Genomic DNA, 18,645 nt, shown 5'->3' on the forward strand with positions numbered 1-18,645 from the left:
ACCGCTTTCGCGAGCAAGCCCGCTCCCACACACGCCCGCTCCCACAAGGGGCCAGAGTTGGACGTGAGATCCTGCTCCGACCATTTCACCGCGATCAGCCTTCGAGTTTGCTTTTCAGCAGTTCGTTGACCTGTTGCGGGTTGGCCTTGCCTTTGGAGGCTTTCATCGCCTGGCCGACAAAGAAGCCGAACATCTTGCCGCGCTTGGCTTCATCGGCCGCACGGTATTGTTCAACCTGCTCGGCATTGGCTGCCAGCATCTCGTCGAGCACCGCTGAAATCGCGCCGCTGTCGGTGACTTGTTTCAGGCCGCGCTTCTCGATGATCTCATCGCTATTGCCTTCGCCTGCGGCCATGGCTTCAAACACGGTCTTGGCGATTTTGCCGGAGATGGTGTTGTCCTTGATCCGCAGCAACATGCCGCCCAATTGCTCGGCGGTAACCGGTGCTTCGTCGATTTCCAGGCCCTGTTTGTTCAACAGGCTGCCCAGCTCAACCATCACCCAGTTGGCCGCCAGTTTGGCGTCGCCGGCAATGCTCACGACTTTTTCGAAGTAGTTCGCTTGCTCGCGGCTCGAAGCCAACACGCTGGCGTCATACACCGAAAGCCCGAACTGCTCCTGGAAACGCTCGCGTTTTTGCGGCGGCAATTCCGGCAGAGTGGCGCGCACGTCAGCCAGGAACGAGTCCTCGATGACCACCGGCAACAGGTCCGGGTCGGGGAAGTAACGGTAGTCGTTGGCCTCCTCCTTGCTGCGCATGGCGCGGGTTTCGTCTTTGTTCGGGTCGTACAGGCGGGTCTGCTGGATCACCTTGCCGCCGTCTTCGATCAGTTCGATCTGGCGACGCACTTCGGTGTTGATCGCCTTCTCGATGAAACGGAACGAGTTGACGTTCTTGATCTCGCAGCGGGTGCCGTACTCGACCTGGCCTTTTGGCCGCACCGACACGTTGCAGTCGCAACGCAGGGAGCCTTCGGCCATGTTGCCGTCGCAGATCCCGAGGTAACGCACCAGCGCGTGGATCGTCTTGACGTAGGCCACGGCTTCCTTGGCGCTGCGCATGTCTGGCTCTGACACGATCTCCAGCAACGGCGTGCCGGCGCGGTTCAGGTCGATGCCGGTGGCGCCGTTGAACTCTTCATGCAGGCTTTTGCCGGCATCTTCTTCCAGGTGCGCACGGGTTACGCCGACACGTTTGATGGTGCCGTCTTCCAGCGGGATGTCCAGGTAGCCCTTGCCGACGATCGGCAATTCCATCTGGCTGATCTGGTAGCCCTTGGGCAGGTCCGGGTAGAAGTAGTTCTTGCGGGCGAACACGTTGTGTTGGCCGATCTCGGCGTCAATTGCGAGGCCGAACATCACCGCCATGCGCACCGCTTCCTGGTTCAGCACCGGCAGCACGCCGGGCATGCCCAGGTCTACCAGGCTGGCCTGGGTGTTGGGCTCAGAGCCGAACGTGGTGGCGCTACCGGAGAAAATCTTCGATTGGGTGGCGAGCTGGGTATGAATCTCCAGCCCGATCACGACTTCCCATTGCATAGTGTTCTCCTCAGAAGCCGGTAGGGGTGCGAGTGTGCCAGTCAGTGTTCAACTGGTACTGGTGCGCCACATTGAGCAGGCGGCCTTCCTGGAAATACGGGGCGAGCAGTTGCACGCCCACCGGCAAACCGTCGACGAAACCTGCAGGCATGGACAAGCCCGGCAAGCCCGCGAGGTTGGCGGTGATGGTGTACAGGTCTTCCAGGTACTCGGCGATCGGGTCGCCGGTCTTGGCGCCGATCTTCCAGGCCGGGTTCGGCGTGGTTGGGCCGAGGATCACGTCGACTTCATTAAAGGCCGCCATGAAGTCGTTCTTGATCAGGCGACGGATCTTTTGCGCCTTGAGGTAGTACGCGTCGTAGTAACCGGCCGACAGGGCGTAGGCACCGACCATGATCCGGCGTTGTACTTCCACGCCGAAACCTTCGCCACGGGAGCGTTTATAAAGGTCGATCAGGTCTTTCGGGTTTTCGCAGCGGTAGCCGAAACGCACGCCGTCGAACCGCGACAGGTTGGAGGAAGCCTCGGCAGGAGCGATCACGTAGTAGGCAGGAATCGCGTGCTGGTTGTTCGGCAGGCTGATTTCCTTGATCACGGCGCCGAGCTTTTCCAGCGCCTTGACGCTGTTGTGCACCAGCTCGGCGATGCGCGGGTCGAGGCCGGCGCTGAAATACTCTTTCGGCACGCCGATGCGCAGGCCTTTGATCGAGGTGTTCAGGCTGGCGCTGTAGTCCGGCACGGGCTCGTCGATGCTGGTGGAGTCCTGCGTATCGAAGCCTGCCATGCCTTGTAACAATATTGCGCAGTCTTCAGCCGTGCGTGCCAGAGGGCCGCCTTGGTCGAGACTGGAAGCGTAGGCAATCATGCCCCAACGGGAAACGCGACCGTAGGTCGGTTTCAAACCGGTGAGGTTGGTGAACGCGGCCGGTTGGCGGATCGAACCGCCGGTGTCGGTGGCCGTGGCGGCGGGTAACAGACGAGCGGCAACCGCCGCAGCCGAACCACCCGACGAACCGCCGGGCACGTGCGCAAGGTTCCACGGGTTTTTCACCGGGCCGTAGTGGCTCGATTCGTTGGCCGAGCCCATGGCGAATTCGTCCATGTTGGTCTTGCCCAGGGTCACAGCCCCGGCAGCGGCCAGCTTGGCGACCACGGTGGCGTCGTAGGGCGCCTTGAAATTGTCGAGCATCTTCGAGCCGCAGCTGGTGCGAATGCCCTGGGTGCAGAACAGGTCTTTGTGGGCAATCGGCGCACCCAACAGGGCGCCGTTCTCACCGTTGGCGCGACGTGCGTCGGCGGCCTTGGCCTGGCTCAGGGCCAGCTCTTCGGTGATGCTGATGAAGCTGTTGACCTTGGGGTCCAGCTCGGCGATACGCGCCAGCAGGGTTTTGGTCAGCTCTTCGGAAGAAAACTTTTTGTCGGCGAGACCGCGGGCGATCTCGGCCAGAGTCAATTGATGCATTGCAGGCTCTTTCCCTTTAGTCGATGACTTTCGGAACCAGGTACAGGCCGTTTTCGACCGCTGGCGCGATGGACTGGTAAGCCTCGCGATGATTGCGCTCGGTCACGACGTCGGCGCGCAGGCGCTGGCTGGCTTCCAGCGGGTGAGCCAAGGGCTCGATGCCGTCGGTATTCACGGCTTGCATTTGGTCGACCAGCCCGAGAATGCTGTTCAGGGCTGCGGTGGTCTGTGGAAGATCGGCTTCATTGAGGCCCAGGCAGGCCAAATGAGCGATTTTTTCCACGTCGGAGCGTTCAAGCGCCATGGGATTCTCCAGTGGAAAACAGAACGGAAGCTATCCGTGTGTTAGATTGTAGGAACACTACCGCATTTCTACGGTCATATGGCCGCGATTGTGGGGGTTGGTGCACAGAAAGTCGGCCAATTTAGCACATTGGCGCCTTGCCCAAAATCCCTGTCGTTGTTAGAGTTTGCCGCACTTTTTTACCCACGCGTTGCCTAGGGTCCCTTTCCCATGTTCAAGAAACTGCGTGGCATGTTTTCCAGCGATCTTTCCATCGACCTGGGCACTGCCAACACCCTTATTTACGTGCGCGAGCGCGGTATCGTCCTGAATGAGCCATCGGTTGTGGCCATTCGGACCCATGGTAATCAGAAAAGTGTCGTTGCCGTTGGCACCGAGGCCAAGCGCATGCTTGGCCGAACACCGGGCAACATCGCTGCCATTCGTCCGATGAAGGATGGCGTGATTGCCGACTTCAGCGTCTGCGAGAAGATGCTGCAGTACTTTATTAACAAGGTTCACGAAAACAGCTTCCTGCAGCCCAGCCCTCGTGTGCTGATCTGCGTTCCGTGCAAATCCACCCAGGTGGAACGTCGTGCCATCCGTGAATCGGCCCTTGGTGCCGGTGCCCGTGAAGTGTTCCTGATCGAAGAGCCAATGGCTGCTGCGATCGGTGCCGGCCTGCCGGTTGAAGAAGCGCGCGGTTCGATGGTGGTGGATATCGGTGGTGGTACCACTGAAATCGCCCTGATCTCCCTCAATGGTGTGGTGTATGCCGAATCCGTACGGGTTGGCGGCGACCGCTTCGACGAAGCGATCATCACCTACGTGCGTCGTAACTACGGCAGCCTGATCGGTGAATCTACCGCCGAGCGCATCAAGCAGGAAATCGGTACCGCTTACCCGGGTGGCGAAGTTCGCGAAGTTGATGTTCGCGGTCGCAACCTGGCCGAAGGCGTTCCACGTGCCTTCACCCTGAACTCCAATGAGGTGCTGGAAGCTCTGCAAGAGTCCCTGGCCACCATCGTTCAGGCTGTGAAGAGCGCCCTGGAGCAATCGCCTCCGGAGCTGGCTTCCGATATCGCCGAGCGTGGCCTGGTACTGACCGGTGGTGGCGCCTTGCTGCGCGACCTCGACAAGTTGCTGGCCCAGGAAACCGGCCTGCCAGTGATCGTCGCTGAAGACCCGCTGACCTGCGTCGCCCGTGGCGGTGGCCGTGCACTGGAAATGATGGATAAACACACCATGGACCTGCTCTCCAGCGAATAAGATTTTGCTGGTTGGCCCATGCTTCGCTCGCAGGCAGCACTTTGCAGTGCTGCCTGTTGGCGTTTATCTTCTTCAATCTGCATCCAGGCCGGTTTGATGCCGTATGAATAAAGAAAACATTTGCCTGGGAGGAGCGGCTTATTAAACCGCTTTTTTCCAAAGGCCCCTCATTGGGCGTGCGCCTGTTGGTACTGGTCGTGCTATCGGTTGCGCTGATGGTGGTCGATGCCCGCTTCACACTGCTCAAGCCAGTGCGTAGCCAGATGTCGCTGGTCCTGATGCAGACTTACTGGATCACCGACCTGCCGCAGCGTCTCTACCAGGGTGTGGCCAGCCAATTTGGCAGCCGTACCGAACTGGTGGCCGAGAACGAAAAACTCAAGACCGAAAACCTGCTGCTGCAGGGGCGCATGCAAAAGCTGGCGGCCCTCACCGAGCAGAACGTTCGGCTGCGCGAGTTGCTCAATTCTTCCGCGTTGGTCAACGAGAAGGTCGAAGTGGCCGAGTTGATCGGCATGGACCCGAACCCCTTTACCCACCGCATCATCATCAACAAGGGTGAGCGCGACGGCGTGGTCCTTGGCCAGCCGGTGCTCGATGCCCGTGGCTTGATGGGCCAGGTGGTGGAGTTGATGCCTTATACGTCCCGCGTCCTGTTGCTGACCGACACCACCCACAGCATTCCGGTGCAAGTTAACCGCAATGGCCTGCGGGCGATTGCCAGCGGTACGGGCAACCCGGAACGCCTGGAACTGCGTCATGTGGCCGACACCGCTGACATCAAGGAAGGCGATCTGCTGGTCAGCTCCGGCCTGGGTCAGCGTTTCCCGGCAGGTTACCCGGTAGCGACGGTCAAGGAAGTGATCCACGATTCCGGCCAGCCCTTCGCCATCGTGCGTGCCGTGCCGACCGCCGCATTGAACCGCAGCCGTTACCTGTTGCTGGTGTTCAGCGACAACCGCACCCCGGAAGAGCGCGCCAACGAAGCCGCCCAGGCCCAGGAAGCGGAAGACAAACGAAACGGCACTACACCGATCATTCCAGCGACTGTGCCAAAGCCAGTGGCGCCCGCCGCCCCGGTAGCCGTGCCTGCAACGCCAGCCGCACCTGTCGCGACACCGGCCAAACCCGTGGCCCATAGCGCGCGTCCGGCCAAGCCTGCGGCTGCAACACCTGCCGCTGCCAAACCACCGGCTGCGGCCCCGGCAACCACTCGGCAGAGGGAAGAATAATGGCCGGTACTCATTCGCGTAACGGCTGGATCGTCTGGCTGACCTTCGCCATCGGCTTGCTGCTCAGTGTTTCGCCGTTGCCGCAATTCATGGAAATTTTGCGTCCGCTGTGGCTCGCCTTGCTGCTGGCATTCTGGGCCTTGGCGCTGCCGCACAAGGTCGGGATGGTCACGGCCATGTGTCTCGGGCTGATGGAGGATGTGCTCTACGGCACCTTGCTCGGCCAGAACGCGCTGATCCTGACCCTGATTACCTTCCTGGTGTTGTCGTTGCAGCAGCGTTTGCGCATGTTCCCGATGTGGCAGCAGTGCCTGGTGATACTGGTGATCTTCGGCCTGGCGCAGTTGGTGCAGCTATGGCTCAGTGCCTTGACCGGCAACCGCCAACCGACCCTGGCGCTGGTATTGCCCGCGCTGGTCAGCGCGCTGTTGTGGCCCTGGATCAGTTTTGGCCTGCGTGGATTACGCCGTCGCTATAAAATCAATTGAATGGATCGCGAGGCTCTGCCTGGTTATCGAACCCTACAGGGAGAGTCTGCATGAATTCGCTTTATCTGGCCTCGGGCTCCCCGAGGCGGCGTGAACTGCTGACACAGATCGGCGTGCCGTTCACCGTCGTCAGCGCCGCGATTGATGAAACTCCCCTTACCGATGAATCGCCTGCGGCCTACGTCGAGCGCCTGGCGCGCGGCAAGGCTGCGGCCGGTCGCGCGGCGCTGGCCGATGCTGCTGGCGCCTGTGTACTGGGCGCCGACACCGCAGTCATCCTCGACGGCCAGATCCTCGGTAAGCCCGTGGATCAAGCCGATGCCCAGGGCATGTTGTTGGCCCTTTCTGATCGTGAACACGAAGTTCTGACGGCTATCGCCCTGATTGACGACCAGCGTTGCGAAACGCGGCTGGTCAGCAGTCGCGTGCGGTTTCGCAGGATTTCAGCGGATGAAGCCACCACTTATTGGCACAGCGGCGAGCCCCAGGACAAAGCGGGCGGCTATGCTATCCAGGGCTTGGCGGCGGTGTTCGTCGCCGGACTCAATGGCAGCTACTCCGCCGTTGTTGGCCTGCCTGTCTGTGAAACCGCAGAACTGCTGGGCCAATTCGGCATACCCTGTTGGCAAAACCTTACCGTGCGCTAAACGCCGTATTCCAGCGCCAAGCCTTAAGCGATCGGTCACTATTGTGAAAACGCCTGAACGAGACCCAGCCATGAGTGAAGAGATTCTGATCAATATCACGCCGATGGAATCGCGCGTGGCGGTGGTAGAGAACGGTGTTCTGCAAGAAGTGCACGTCGAGCGCACCCAAAAGCGCGGGATCGTCGGCAATATCTATAAAGGCAAGGTCGTGCGTGTGTTGCCGGGGATGCAGGCGGCTTTCGTCGACATCGGCCTGGACCGCGCCGCGTTCATCCATGCTTCGGAAATCTCCCTGCGCGAGGGCCCTGCAGTTGAAAGCATCAGCGCCCTGGTGCACGAAGGGCAAAGCCTGGTGGTGCAAGTCACCAAGGACCCGATTGGCTCCAAGGGCGCGCGGCTGACCACGCAACTGTCGATTCCTTCGCGTTACCTGGTGTACATGCCGCGCACTGCCCACGTTGGCATTTCCCTGAAAATCGAAGATGAAGCCGAGCGCGAACGCCTGAAAAAGGTGGTCAGCGACTGCGTGGCGCAGGAAGGCATCAAGGAGGCCGGCGGCTTTATCCTGCGTACCGCCGCAGAAGGTGCCGGTGCCGACGAAATCCTCATGGACATCCGCTACCTGCGTCGCCTTTGGGACCAGATCGGCGCGCAGATCAAGACCATTGGCGCGCCCAGTGTCATCTACGAAGACCTCGGCCTGGCCCTGCGCACCTTGCGCGATTTGGTCAGCCCGAAGATCGAGAAAATTCGCATCGACTCGCGGGAAACCTTCCAGCGCACCACGCAATTTGTTGCTGAGTTGATGCCGGAAATCGCCGACCGCCTGGAGCACTACCCGGGCGAACGGCCGATCTTCGACCTGTATGGCGTCGAAGACGAAATCCAGAAAGCCCTCGAGCGCAAAGTGCCGCTCAAGTCCGGCGGCTACCTGGTGGTGGACCCGGCGGAAGCGATGAGTACCATCGACGTCAATACCGGCGCCTTTGTGGGCCATCGCAACCTCGAAGAAACCATCTTCAAGACCAACCTCGAAGCCGCCACCGCGATTGCCCGCCAGCTGCGCCTGCGCAACCTGGGCGGGATCATCATCATCGACTTCATCGACATGGAAGACGAAGAGCACCAGCGCCAGGTGCTGCGTACCCTGGAGAAGCAACTGGAGCGCGACCACGCCAAAACCAACATCATCGGCATCACCGAGTTGGGCCTGGTGCAGATGACCCGCAAGCGCACCCGCGAAAGCCTGGAGCAAGTGCTGTGCGAGCCGTGCAGCAGTTGCCAGGGCCGCGGCAAGTTGAAGACTCCGGAAACGGTTTGCTACGAGATTTTCCGGGAAATCTTACGAGAGGCACGCGCCTATCAGGCCGAGGGCTATAGAGTTCTTGCCAACCAGAAGGTGGTCGACCGGCTGCTGGATGAAGAGTCCGGCAACGTGGCCGAACTGGAGGGTTTTATCGGGCGCACCATTCGCTTCCAGGTCGAAACCATGTATTCCCAGGAACAATATGACGTGGTGCTGCTCTGATTCGCGTTAGCTCTTATCAACGAGACTGGCAGACCTTGATCTGCCGTCCGACTACTGCCTTTGAGGGTCGCCTGACATGGAGCGTCTGATACGCTTTTTTGCCGCATTGACCCGCTGGGGCCTTGGCCTGTGCGCCTTGCTGCTGGTATTGGCAGCGGTGTACGTGAGCCTTGGCCGTGAATTGACGCCGCTGGTGGCGGAATACCGTGGCGAAATCGAAGCCAAGGCGCGTACTGCGCTGGATATGCCCCTGAGCATCGGCAGCCTGGAAGGGCGCTGGAGCGGCTTTGCCCCGGTATTGATGGCCCACGATGTGATGGTGGGTGAGGGCAACAGCGCCCTGCGCCTGGACCAGGTGCAAGTGGTGCCGGACATCTGGGCCAGCCTGCTGGCGCGCGAAGTGCGTATTGCCCACTTGGAAGTCAGCGGCCTGCAAGTCAGCGTGAAGGAAGACAAGGACGGCCATTGGGCGCTGCAAGGCCTGCCCGTGCGGGATGACCAGCCGCTGGATCCAGAACAACTGCTCACGCGCCTGCAAATGGTCGGGCAGGTGTCATTGCTCGACAGCCAGGTGACACTGCAGCCGTTTGACCAGGCGCCGCTGACCTTGACCTATGTCGGTGTGAGCCTGCAGACCGGCGCCAACCGCCAGCGCCTGGACGCGCGCTTGACCCTGCCCGACGGCCAGCCCCTGGCGCTGAACCTGCGTACCCGAATCCGCGCCAGCCAGTGGAAGGACGGCGAAGTCCAGGCCTACTTGAGCTTGCCGCAGAGTGACTGGGCAAAATGGATCCCGGCGAAACTGACCCAGCAATGGAAGCTCACCGAATTCAAGGCCGGCGGCGAATTCTGGCTGACCTGGGCCAAGGGCACCGTGCAAAGCGCCGCCGTGCGCCTCAACGCCCCGCAACTCAAAGGCAGCTATGCCGACCGCAAGCCGACTCACATCGAGAACCTGGCCCTTACCGCGTATCTGCAACGCAGTGATAGTGGCCTCAAGGTACTGTTTGACTCGCTGGCGATGAACCTCGGCGACACCCGCTGGGAATCGCGCCTGCAACTGCAACAAACCCTGGCGACCGACAAGGCACAGGAAGTCTGGAACCTGCAGGCCGATCGCCTCGACCTGACGCCGATCACGCCGCTGCTGCATGCCCTGGCACCGCTGCCGGAAGCCCTGGCCACAACCCTGGATCATCTCAAGGCCACCGGCACGCTGCATAACGTGCTGCTGGATTATCGGCCTCAAGACACCACCGATCAGCGCGTGAGCTTTGCGGCCAACCTCGACCGCATTGGTTTTGATGCCTACTTCGGCGCCCCGGCGGCCCGCAATGTCAGCGGCAGCATCAGCGGAGACCTGGGCAAGGGCGAGTTACGCATGGACAGCAAGGATTTTTCCTTGCACCTGTTTCCGATTTTCGCCAAGCCCTGGCAGTACATCCAGGCCAATGCTCGCCTGACGTGGAAGCTGGACAAGGAAGGCTTCACGCTCATCGCGCCGTACATCAAGGTGCTGGGTGAGGAGGGCAAGGTTGCCGCCGACTTCCTGATTCGCCTGCACTTCGACCACAGCCAGGAAGACTACATGGACCTGCGGGTCGGTATGGTCGATGGCGACGGCCGTTTCACCCCCAAATACCTGCCGGCCGTCTTGAGCCCGGCGCTCGACGAATGGCTGCGCACTGCGATTCTCAAAGGCGCCGTGGACCAGGGCTTCTTCCAGTATCAAGGTTCGCTGAACCACGACGCGCTGCCCGCCTCACGCAATATCAGCCTGTTCTTCAAGGTGCATGATGCCGAGCTGGCGTTCCAGCCGGGTTGGCCGCATGTCAGCAAGGTCAAGGGTGAAGTGTTTGTCGAGGAGAGCGGCGTGCGCATCCTGGCCAGCAAGGGCCAGTTGCTCGACACCAAGGTCAACGACATCTACGTCAACATTCCCCATGCCCCCGAAGGCAAGGACAGCCACCTGTTGCTCACCGGCAACTTTGCCGGTGGCTTGGGTGATGGCCTGAAAATCCTTCAGGAGGCACCGATCGGCACTGCCTCGACCTTCGCCGGCTGGAAAGGCGAGGGCGACCTGCAAGGCAAGCTCGACCTGGATATTCCCCTGGCCAAGGGCGTCGATCCCAAGATCGTGGTCGACTTCAAGACCGACAAGGCACGCCTGCAACTGGCCGAGCCGACGCTGGACCTGAGCCAGCTCAAGGGTGACTTCCGTTTCGACAGCGCCAAGGGCCTGAGTGGCCAGAACATCAGCGCCCAGGCCTTCGACCGTCCCATCACCGCGCAAATTTTTGCCGATGGGCGGCAGGGCAACCTCAATACCCGCGTCACCGCCAAAGGGCAGGTCACCGTCAAGCGACTGACTGACTGGTTGAAGTTCAGCCAGCCGCTCCCGGTGTCTGGCGATATCCCCTACCAATTGCAGCTCAATCTCGACGGCGCCGACAGCCAGTTGATGGTCAGCTCCAACCTCAAGGGCGTGGCCGTGGACCTACCGGCACCGTTCGGCATGCCGGCGAGCCAGGGCCGCGATAGTGTGTTCCGCATGACGTTGCAGGGTAAGGAGCGCCGCTACTGGTTCGACTATGGCGAGTTGGCCAACTTCACCTTCGCTGCCCCGGCCGACAATTTTGCCGATGGCCGTGGTGAGCTGTTTTTGGGTGATGGCGATGCCGTGTTGCCGGCCGGCAAGGGCTTGCGTGTTCGCGGTGTGTTGTCTGAGCTGGATATCGACCCCTGGAAAAAACTTGTAGACCGCTACGCCGGCAACGATCCGGGTGGCAGTGCCAAGCAGTTGTTGAGCGGGGCCGATTTCAAGGTCGGCAAGCTGACGGGCTTCGGCACCCAGTTTGATCAGGTCAACTTGCAGCTGGATCGCCAACCCGCCGCTTGGGGTTTGCAGTTCGACAGCCAGCAGGCCAAGGGTACCGTGGGGTTGCCGGATGCCAAGGGCGCGCCGATTGCGATCAACTTGCAGTACGTGAAGTTGCCTGCGGTGGACCCAACGGTGCAGGCGGATGAAAATGCGCCGGACCCGCTGGCTGACGTTGATCCCAAGGATATTCCGGCGCTGGATATCGCGATCGACCAGCTGTTCCAGGGCCCGGACCTGATAGGTGCCTGGTCGTTGAAAGTTCGGCCGACCCCCAAGGGCATGACATTCAACAGTCTCAATCTGGGCCTCAAGGGGATGTTGCTGCAGGGCGCCGGCGGTTGGGAAGGTGCTCCCGGAGCCAGCAGCAGTTGGTACAAGGGCCGCCTGGATGGCAAGAACATTGCGGACGTGCTCAAGGGCTGGGGTTTTGCGCCGAGCGTGACCAGTGAAGAGTTTCATGTGGACGTGGACGGGCGCTGGCCCGGCTCGCCGGCCTGGGTCGGTCCCAAGCGGTTCTCCGGCAGCCTCGACGCAAGCTTTCGCAAAGGCCAGTTCGTTGAAGTGGAAGGCGGCGCCCAGGCCCTGCGGGTGTTTGGTTTGCTGAACTTCAACTCCATCGGTCGCCGGCTGCGCCTGGACTTCTCGGACTTGCTCGGCAAAGGCTTGAGTTATGACCGGGTCAAGGGCTTGCTGGCTGCCAGTAATGGCGTGTTTGTGACCCGTGAGCCGATCACCATGACGGGCCCGTCGAGCAATCTGGAGATCAACGGCACCCTGGATCTGGTGGCTGATCGGGTCGATGCCAAGTTGCTGGTGACGCTGCCGGTGACTAACAACCTGCCGATTGCCGCGTTGATTGTCGGCGCGCCGGCCATTGGCGGTGCGCTGTTCCTGATCGACAAGCTGATTGGCGACCGTGTCTCGCGCTTCGCCAGTGTGCAGTACAAGGTAGAAGGCCCGTGGAAGGACCCGAAAATCACCTTCGACAAGCCATTTGAAAAGCCAAACTGAGTACCTGTGGAGTAGCATGGCCTCATGCTTTTTATGGAGTGTGGGCGCATGTCCTTTGCGGTAATTCAAATGGTCAGCCAGAGCGATGTGCTGGCCAATCTGGCCCAGGCCCGGCGCCTGCTGGAACAAGCAGCGGCGGGCGGTGCCAAGCTCGCCGTACTCCCGGAAAACTTCGCCGCCATGGGCCGTCGCGATGTGGCCGATATCGGTCGCGCCGAGGCCTTGGGCGAAGGTCCTATCCTGCCATGGTTGAAACAGACCGCCCGCGACCTCACCTTATGGATAGTGGCCGGCACTTTGCCGTTGCCTCCAAAGGACCAACCCAACGCCAAGTCCAATGCCTGCTCGTTGCTGATCGATGATCAGGGCGAAATCGTTGCCCGTTACGACAAGCTGCACCTGTTCGATGTCGACGTGGCCGATACCCGGGGCCGTTATCGCGAATCCGATGACTATGCTCATGGTAGCCAGGTGGTGGTGGCGGATACGCCGGTGGGTCGCCTGGGGCTGACGGTGTGTTACGACTTGCGCTTCCCGGAGCTGTACAGCGAATTGCGCGCTGCGGGTGCCGAACTGATCACTGCGCCCTCAGCCTTTACGGCGGTAACGGGCGCTGCGCACTGGGACGTGCTGATTCGTGCCCGGGCTATCGAGACCCAGTGCTACCTGCTGGCGGCCGCCCAGGGCGGCGTGCATCCGGGGCCCCGGGAAACGTTCGGGCATGCAGCGATCATCGACCCATGGGGGCGAGTGCTGGCACAACAGGATCAAGGCGAGGCGGTGTTACTGGCCGAACGCGACAGCAGTGAACAGGCGTCGATACGGACGCGCATGCCGGTGGCGGGCCACCGGCGCTTTTTCTCGCAGGGCGCGCAGCGACCTGCTTCAGAACGATGAATTTAAGGCCAAACCTATGAGCGAGTTGTTGTCCTCAGTCAGTGAACACCTCCTGGCGCCCGGTGGCGTGACCATCGAAAGCTTGCAAACGGTCCTCGGCGATCTGGCCGGGCCAGGCATTGATGCTGCCGACCTGTATTTCCAGGGGCAGATTTCCGAGTCCTGGGCCTTGGAAGACGGGATCGTCAAGGAAGGCAGCTTCAACCTAGACCAGGGCGTGGGCGTACGTGCGCAGTCCGGTGAAAAAACCGGCTTTGCCTATAGCAACGCCATCACCCTTGAAGCCTTGGGCCTGGCGGCTCGCGCAGCCCGTTCGATCTCCCGTGCCGGCCAAAACGGTACGGTGCAGGCGTTCAGCACCCAAGACGTGGCCCAGTTGTATGCCCCGGATAACCCGCTGGAAGTGATCAGCCGCGCCGAAAAGGTCGAGCTGCTCAAGCGTGTGGATGCGGCCACCCGCGCCCTGGACCCGCGCATCCAGCAAGTCACCGTGAGCATGGCCGGTGTGTGGGAGCGCATCCTCGTAGCTTCCACCGATGGCGGCCTGGCGGCGGATGTGCGGCCACTGGTGCGCTTCAATGTCAGCGTGATCGTCGAGCAGAATGGCCGTCGCGAGCGCGGTGGCCATGGCGGCGGCGGGCGTACCGACTACCGTTATTTCCTCACCGAAGACCGCGCCATGGGTTATGCCCGTGAAGCGCTGCGTCAGGCGCTGGTCAACCTGGAAGCCATTCCTGCGCCGGCCGGTACGTTGCCGGTGGTGCTGGGTTCCGGCTGGTCCGGCGTGCTGCTACATGAAGCGGTTGGCCATGGTCTGGAGGGCGACTTCAACCGCAAGGGCAGTTCTGCCTACAGCGGCCGCATGGGCGAGATGGTTGCGTCCAAGCTCTGCACCATCGTCGATGACGGCACCTTGGCCGGGCGTCGCGGTTCGTTGAGCGTGGATGACGAAGGCACGCCGACCGAGTGCACCACCCTGATCGAAAACGGTGTGCTCAAGGGCTATATGCAAGACAAGCTCAACGCTCGCCTGATGGGTGTGGCCCGCACGGGTAACGGTCGCCGCGAGTCCTACGCGCACCTGCCGATGCCGCGCATGACCAACACGTACATGCTCGGTGGCGAAAGCGACCCGGCCGAAATCATCGCCTCGGTGAAACGCGGCATCTACTGCGCCAATCTCGGTGGTGGGCAGGTGGACATCACCAGCGGCAAGTTCGTGTTCTCCACCAGCGAAGCGTACTTGATCGAAGACGGCAAGATCACCGCGCCGGTCAAGGGTGCAACGTTGATTGGCAACGGCCCGGAAGCCATGAGCAAGGTGTCGATGGTCGGTAACGACCTGTCGCTGGACAGTGGTGTGGGGACGTGCGGGAAAGATGGGCAGTCGGTGCCGGTGGGTGTCGGCCAGCCAACGCTGAAAATCGATGCGATCACCGTGGGTGGCACGGGGTCGTAAGAACGGGAGCTTCGGGTGGCGAAGGCCGCCACCCGGGGAAGAGGGTCAGCGCAAGCCGCGTTGACTATCGTCCAGCTCACGGATGTATTTGAAGATTTTTCGGCTGGAAGCCGGTGGCTTGCTTTGCGCCAGTTCGTGCTGGGCCTGACGGATCAGGGAGCGCAATTGTTGGCGATCGGCATCCGGGTACTCGATGACGAACTTCTCCAGTACCGCGTCGTCGCCTGCGATCAAGCGATCACGCCAGCGTTCCAGGTTATGGAAACGCTCGTTGTACTGGCGAGTGGAGGCATCGAGTTGATCGAGCAAAGTCAGAATGGCGTCAGTGTCCTGGTCGCGCATCAGTTTGCCGATAAACATAAGGTGCCGTTTACGCGCGATATTCGCGGTGTGCTTGGGCGCATCGTTCAGAGCCCGGCGCAGGGCGTCGGTCAATGGCAGTTTTGCACACAAGTCAGGCTTGAGTGTTGTAAGGCGCTCGCCGAGGTCAACCAGAGCATGCAGCTCGCGTTTGACCTGAGATTTGCTTTTCTCCCCATCGAGGGAGTCGTCGTAAGAATCAACCATGGTGGCAGTCCGCAAAGAAACGCCGCCATGATAACCAGTCGGGGGCCGCTTGTCCGGCCCGGTCGCTCGAAGGCCTTAACCGAAAGCAGAATTTGAGTGGAGAAAACCATGAGTGCAGCCCAAAGCGTCGGTCCGCAAGCGTTACCGGCACTGCAGGAACAAGTCGAGCAGATCATTGCCGAGGCCAAGCGCCAGGGGGCCAGTGCCTGTGAAGTGGCGGTGTCCCTGGAGCAGGGGTTGTCGACTTCGGTGCGCCAGCGGGAAGTGGAAACCGTCGAATTCAACCGCGACCAGGGGTTTGGCATCACCTTGTACGTGGGCCAGCGCAAAGGCTCGGCCAGCACCTCTGCCAGTGGTCCGGAAGCAATTCGCGAAACCGTCGCCGCAGCACTGGCGATTGCCAAGCACACCTCTGAAGACGAAAGCTCGGGCCTGGCCGATGCGGCCTTGATGGCGCGCGACTTGAAGGATTTTGACCTGTTTCATGCCTGGGACATCACCCCGGAGCAGGCGATTGAGCAAGCGCTGATCTGTGAAGCGGCAGCATTTGATGCCGACAGCCGGATCAAGAACGCCGATGGCACCACCTTGAGCACCCATCAGGGTTGCCGCGTGTATGGCAACAGCCACGGCTTTATTGGCGGTTATGCCTCGACGCGTCACAGCCTGAGCTGCGTGATGATCGCCGAAGCCAACGGCCAGATGCAGCGCGATTACTGGTACGACGTAAACCGTCAGGGCGATCTGCTGGCGGACCCGGTCAGCATTGGCCAGCGTGCCGCGCAACGTGCCGCCAGCCGCCTGGGCGCGCGCCCGGTGCCGACCTGCGAAGTGCCGGTGTTGTTCTCGGCAGAGCTGGCGGGTGGTTTGTTCGGCAGCTTCCTCGGGGCGATTTCCGGCGGCAACTTGTATCGCAAGTCGTCGTTCCTGGAAGGCGCGATCGGCCAGAAGCTGTTCCCGGAGTGGCTGACCATCGATGAGCGCCCGCACCTGATGCGCGCCATGGGCAGTTCGTCGTTTGATGGTGATGGCCTGGCGACCTACGCCAAGCCGTTCGTCGAGAACGGTGAGTTGGTGTCCTACGTGTTGGGCACCTACGCCGGTCGCAAGCTCGGTCTTCCAAGCACCGCCAACTCGGGCGGCGTGCACAACCTGTTCGTGACCCATGGCGACGAAGACCAGGCGGCGCTGTTGCGGCGCATGGGCCGTGGCTTGCTTGTCACCGAGCTGATGGGCCATGGCCTGAACATGGTCACGGGCGATTACTCCCGTGGCGCGGCAGGTTTCTGGGTAGAAAATGGCGAGATTCAGTTCGCCGTGCAGGAGGTGACCATCGCCGGCAACATGCGCGACATGTTCAAGCAGATTGTCGCGGTGGGTAATGACCTGGAACTGCGCAGTAACATCCGCACCGGTTCGGTGTTGATCGAGAAGATGACCGTCGCCGGCAGCTAACCCGCCGACAGACGCTGTAAAAAAGGCGCGCCACCCATTGGGTGGCGCGCCTTTTTTTGTGCCTGGAGTTCTGGGTGATCAACTCCGGACTTGTTTTGATTCTCAATATCATTTAATAATAAATATCATTACCGATTGAGTATGGATCATGAGTTCTGTCCTGCATGAGGATCCCTACCTGGAAAGCTGGCGCTGGATGAGTCGTCAGATTCGCTGCGGCCTTGATCCCGACGAGCCCCGCCTGATCGAACATTACCTGGCCGAAGGCCGGTACCTCGCCTGTTGCACGGCGACACACCCGTGGATCATCGGCGAAACCTCCTTGCGCCTGCTGCTCGACACCGCATCCGACATCGCCTTGCCCTGGCACTGGCGATCCATGTGCCTGGACCAGGCCTGGCGCCCGTTGCGCGACCTGGAAAAACTTTCCGACTGTGCCTGCCGCCTCAAGCGCTGGCAGACCTTTGCCTGGCAATTGGCGACCTGCGAATTGCTGCCGTCCATTTCTGTTTCTGACCTGGTGCAAGGATCTTCCGATGAGTAACACCCGTATCGAACGCGACAGCATGGGCGAACTGCAAGTGCCCGCCGAGGCCTTGTATGGCGCGCAAACCCAGCGTGCGGTGAACAACTTTCCCATCAGCCACCAGCGCATGCCGGCGCCGTTCATTCGTGCGCTGATCCTGGCCAAGGCTGCCGCGGCCAAGGCCAACGTTGAGCTCAAACAGCTGAGTGAAGCCCAGGGCAAGGCTATCGTTGATGCCGCCCAGGGCTTGCTGGAAGGCGACTTCATGCTGCACTTCCCGGTGGATATCTTCCAGACCGGTTCCGGCACCAGTTCCAATATGAACGCCAACGAAGTGATTGCGACCCTCGCCAGCCGTTTGCTGGGCGAGCCGGTCAACCCCAACGATCACGTCAACTGCGGCCAGAGCAGTAACGACATCATCCCGACCACTATCCATGTCAGCGCGGCACTGGTGCTGCACGAACAAACCCTTCCGGCACTGCTGCACCTGGTACAGGTGATCGAGCACAAGGCCGAAGAGGTGCATCGCTTCGTCAAGACCGGCCGCACTCACCTGATGGATGCCATGCCGGTGCGCATGAGCCAGGTGCTCAATGGCTGGGCCCAGCAGCTCAAGGCGAATATCGGCCACCTGCAGGACCTGCTGCCGAGTTTGCAGGCGCTGGCCCAGGGCGGTACCGCCGTCGGCACCGGTATCAATGCGCATCCGGAGTTTGCGGCGCGCTTCAGCCAGCAACTGAGCCGCCTGACCCGGATTCAGTTCACGCCCGGCAAGAACCTGTTTGCCCTGATTGGCTCCCAGGACACGGCCGTCGCGGTCTCCGGGCAGCTCAAGACCACCGCCGTGTCCTTGATGAAAATCGCCAACGACCTGCGCTGGATGAACTCCGGCCCGTTGGCCGGCCTCGGCGAAATCGAACTGGAAGGCCTGCAACCCGGCTCCTCGATCATGCCGGGCAAGGTCAACCCGGTGATCCCGGAAGCCACTGCGATGGTTGCCGCACAAGTCATCGGCAATGACACGGTGATCACCATCGCCGGCCAGTCCGGCAACTTCGAACTCAACGTGATGCTGCCAATCATCGCCCAGAACCTGCTCAGCAGCCTGGAATTGCTCGCCAACTCCAGCCGCCTGCTCGCCGACAAGGCCATCGCCAGCTTCAAGGTCAACGAAGCCAAGCTCAAGGAGGCGCTGTCGCGAAACCCGATCCTGGTGACCGCACTCAACCCGATCATCGGTTACCAAAAGGCCGCCGAAATCGCCAAGAAGGCCTATCAACAAGGCCGCCCGGTGATTGATGTGGCGCTCGAACACACTGACTTGCCCCGCAGCCAACTGGAAATCTTGCTGGATCCGGAAAAGCTCACGGCTGGCGGCGTGTAATCACCGACTCTGC

The 18,645-nt window shown here is 61.2% G+C and carries 15 protein-coding genes; 11 read left to right on the top strand and 4 right to left on the bottom strand.

What is annotated here, in order from left to right:
- Positions 1-94: 94 nt before the first annotated feature.
- From gatB to gatC, 3 genes are read right to left on the bottom strand one after another with little or no spacing between them, the layout of a single operon-like run.
- Entirely contained in the window at positions 95-1,540 is a 1,446-nt protein-coding gene (gatB, locus tag CEC48_RS04870) for an Asp-tRNA(Asn)/Glu-tRNA(Gln) amidotransferase subunit GatB (RefSeq protein WP_088422721.1), read from the bottom strand.
- Between the two features lie 10 nt (positions 1,541-1,550).
- Positions 1,551-3,002, bottom strand: coding sequence for an Asp-tRNA(Asn)/Glu-tRNA(Gln) amidotransferase subunit GatA (gatA, locus tag CEC48_RS04875; RefSeq protein ID WP_088422722.1), 1,452 nt, complete (start codon positions 3,000-3,002; stop codon positions 1,551-1,553).
- A gap of 16 nt (positions 3,003-3,018) precedes the next feature.
- Positions 3,019-3,306: an Asp-tRNA(Asn)/Glu-tRNA(Gln) amidotransferase subunit GatC gene (gene gatC, locus CEC48_RS04880; RefSeq protein ID WP_032860102.1), complete on the bottom strand. Its 288-nt coding sequence runs from the start codon at positions 3,304-3,306 to the stop codon at positions 3,019-3,021.
- 210 nt (positions 3,307-3,516) lie between these two features.
- Between gatC and mreB the strand changes: the two genes are divergently transcribed.
- The 8 genes from mreB to tldD all read left to right on the top strand — a co-directional run bounded on the left by mreB (position 3,517) and on the right by tldD (position 14,697).
- Entirely contained in the window at positions 3,517-4,554 is a 1,038-nt protein-coding gene (mreB, locus tag CEC48_RS04885) for a rod shape-determining protein MreB (RefSeq protein WP_002555108.1), read from the top strand.
- Between the two features lie 140 nt (positions 4,555-4,694).
- Positions 4,695-5,786 carry a rod shape-determining protein MreC gene (gene mreC, locus CEC48_RS04890; protein WP_088422723.1) on the top strand — a complete coding sequence of 364 codons (1,092 nt, stop codon included), beginning with the start codon at positions 4,695-4,697 and terminating at the stop codon, positions 5,784-5,786.
- On the top strand, positions 5,786-6,274 hold the full coding sequence (gene mreD / locus CEC48_RS04895; RefSeq protein WP_010170623.1) for a rod shape-determining protein MreD: 489 nt from the start codon (positions 5,786-5,788) through the stop codon (positions 6,272-6,274). Before mreC ends, mreD begins: the two co-directional genes overlap by 1 nt.
- A 50-nt stretch (positions 6,275-6,324) precedes the next feature.
- Positions 6,325-6,921: a nucleoside triphosphate pyrophosphatase gene (locus CEC48_RS04900; protein ID WP_088422724.1), complete on the top strand. Its 597-nt coding sequence runs from the start codon at positions 6,325-6,327 to the stop codon at positions 6,919-6,921.
- 70 nt (positions 6,922-6,991) lie between these two features.
- Entirely contained in the window at positions 6,992-8,449 is a 1,458-nt protein-coding gene (gene rng / locus CEC48_RS04905; RefSeq protein WP_088422725.1) for a ribonuclease G, read from the top strand.
- Positions 8,450-8,525: 76 nt separating this feature from the next.
- On the top strand, positions 8,526-12,341 hold the full coding sequence (locus tag CEC48_RS04910; RefSeq protein ID WP_088422726.1) for a YhdP family protein: 3,816 nt from the start codon (positions 8,526-8,528) through the stop codon (positions 12,339-12,341).
- Between the two features lie 48 nt (positions 12,342-12,389).
- The gene (locus CEC48_RS04915) at positions 12,390-13,238 is read left to right on the top strand and encodes a carbon-nitrogen hydrolase family protein (protein WP_088422727.1); all 849 of its coding nucleotides are present in this window, start codon (positions 12,390-12,392) and stop codon (positions 13,236-13,238) included.
- Positions 13,239-13,254: 16 nt separating this feature from the next.
- On the top strand, positions 13,255-14,697 hold the full coding sequence (gene tldD / locus CEC48_RS04920; RefSeq protein WP_010170608.1) for a metalloprotease TldD: 1,443 nt from the start codon (positions 13,255-13,257) through the stop codon (positions 14,695-14,697).
- Positions 14,698-14,742: 45 nt separating this feature from the next.
- Here the strand turns inward: tldD and yjgA are convergent, their stop codons facing one another.
- Positions 14,743-15,264, bottom strand: coding sequence for a ribosome biogenesis factor YjgA (gene yjgA / locus CEC48_RS04925; RefSeq protein WP_003216092.1), 522 nt, complete (start codon positions 15,262-15,264; stop codon positions 14,743-14,745).
- A gap of 108 nt (positions 15,265-15,372) precedes the next feature.
- Between yjgA and pmbA the strand changes: the two genes are divergently transcribed.
- The 3 genes from pmbA (at position 15,373) to CEC48_RS04940 (ending at position 18,632) form a co-directional block, all read left to right on the top strand.
- Positions 15,373-16,719 carry a metalloprotease PmbA gene (pmbA, locus tag CEC48_RS04930; protein WP_088422728.1) on the top strand — a complete coding sequence of 449 codons (1,347 nt, stop codon included), beginning with the start codon at positions 15,373-15,375 and terminating at the stop codon, positions 16,717-16,719.
- Positions 16,720-16,867: 148 nt separating this feature from the next.
- Positions 16,868-17,263 carry a FagA protein gene (locus CEC48_RS04935; RefSeq protein ID WP_088422729.1) on the top strand — a complete coding sequence of 132 codons (396 nt, stop codon included), beginning with the start codon at positions 16,868-16,870 and terminating at the stop codon, positions 17,261-17,263.
- Positions 17,256-18,632, top strand: a complete 1,377-nt coding sequence (locus CEC48_RS04940) for a lyase family protein (RefSeq protein ID WP_088422730.1) — start codon at positions 17,256-17,258, stop codon at positions 18,630-18,632. Before CEC48_RS04935 ends, CEC48_RS04940 begins: the two co-directional genes overlap by 8 nt.
- The last annotated feature ends 13 nt before the right edge of the window (positions 18,633-18,645 follow it).

Origin of the sequence: Pseudomonas sp. K2I15 (assembly GCF_002204795.1) — a bacterium.
Lineage (GTDB): Bacteria > Pseudomonadota > Gammaproteobacteria > Pseudomonadales > Pseudomonadaceae > Aquipseudomonas.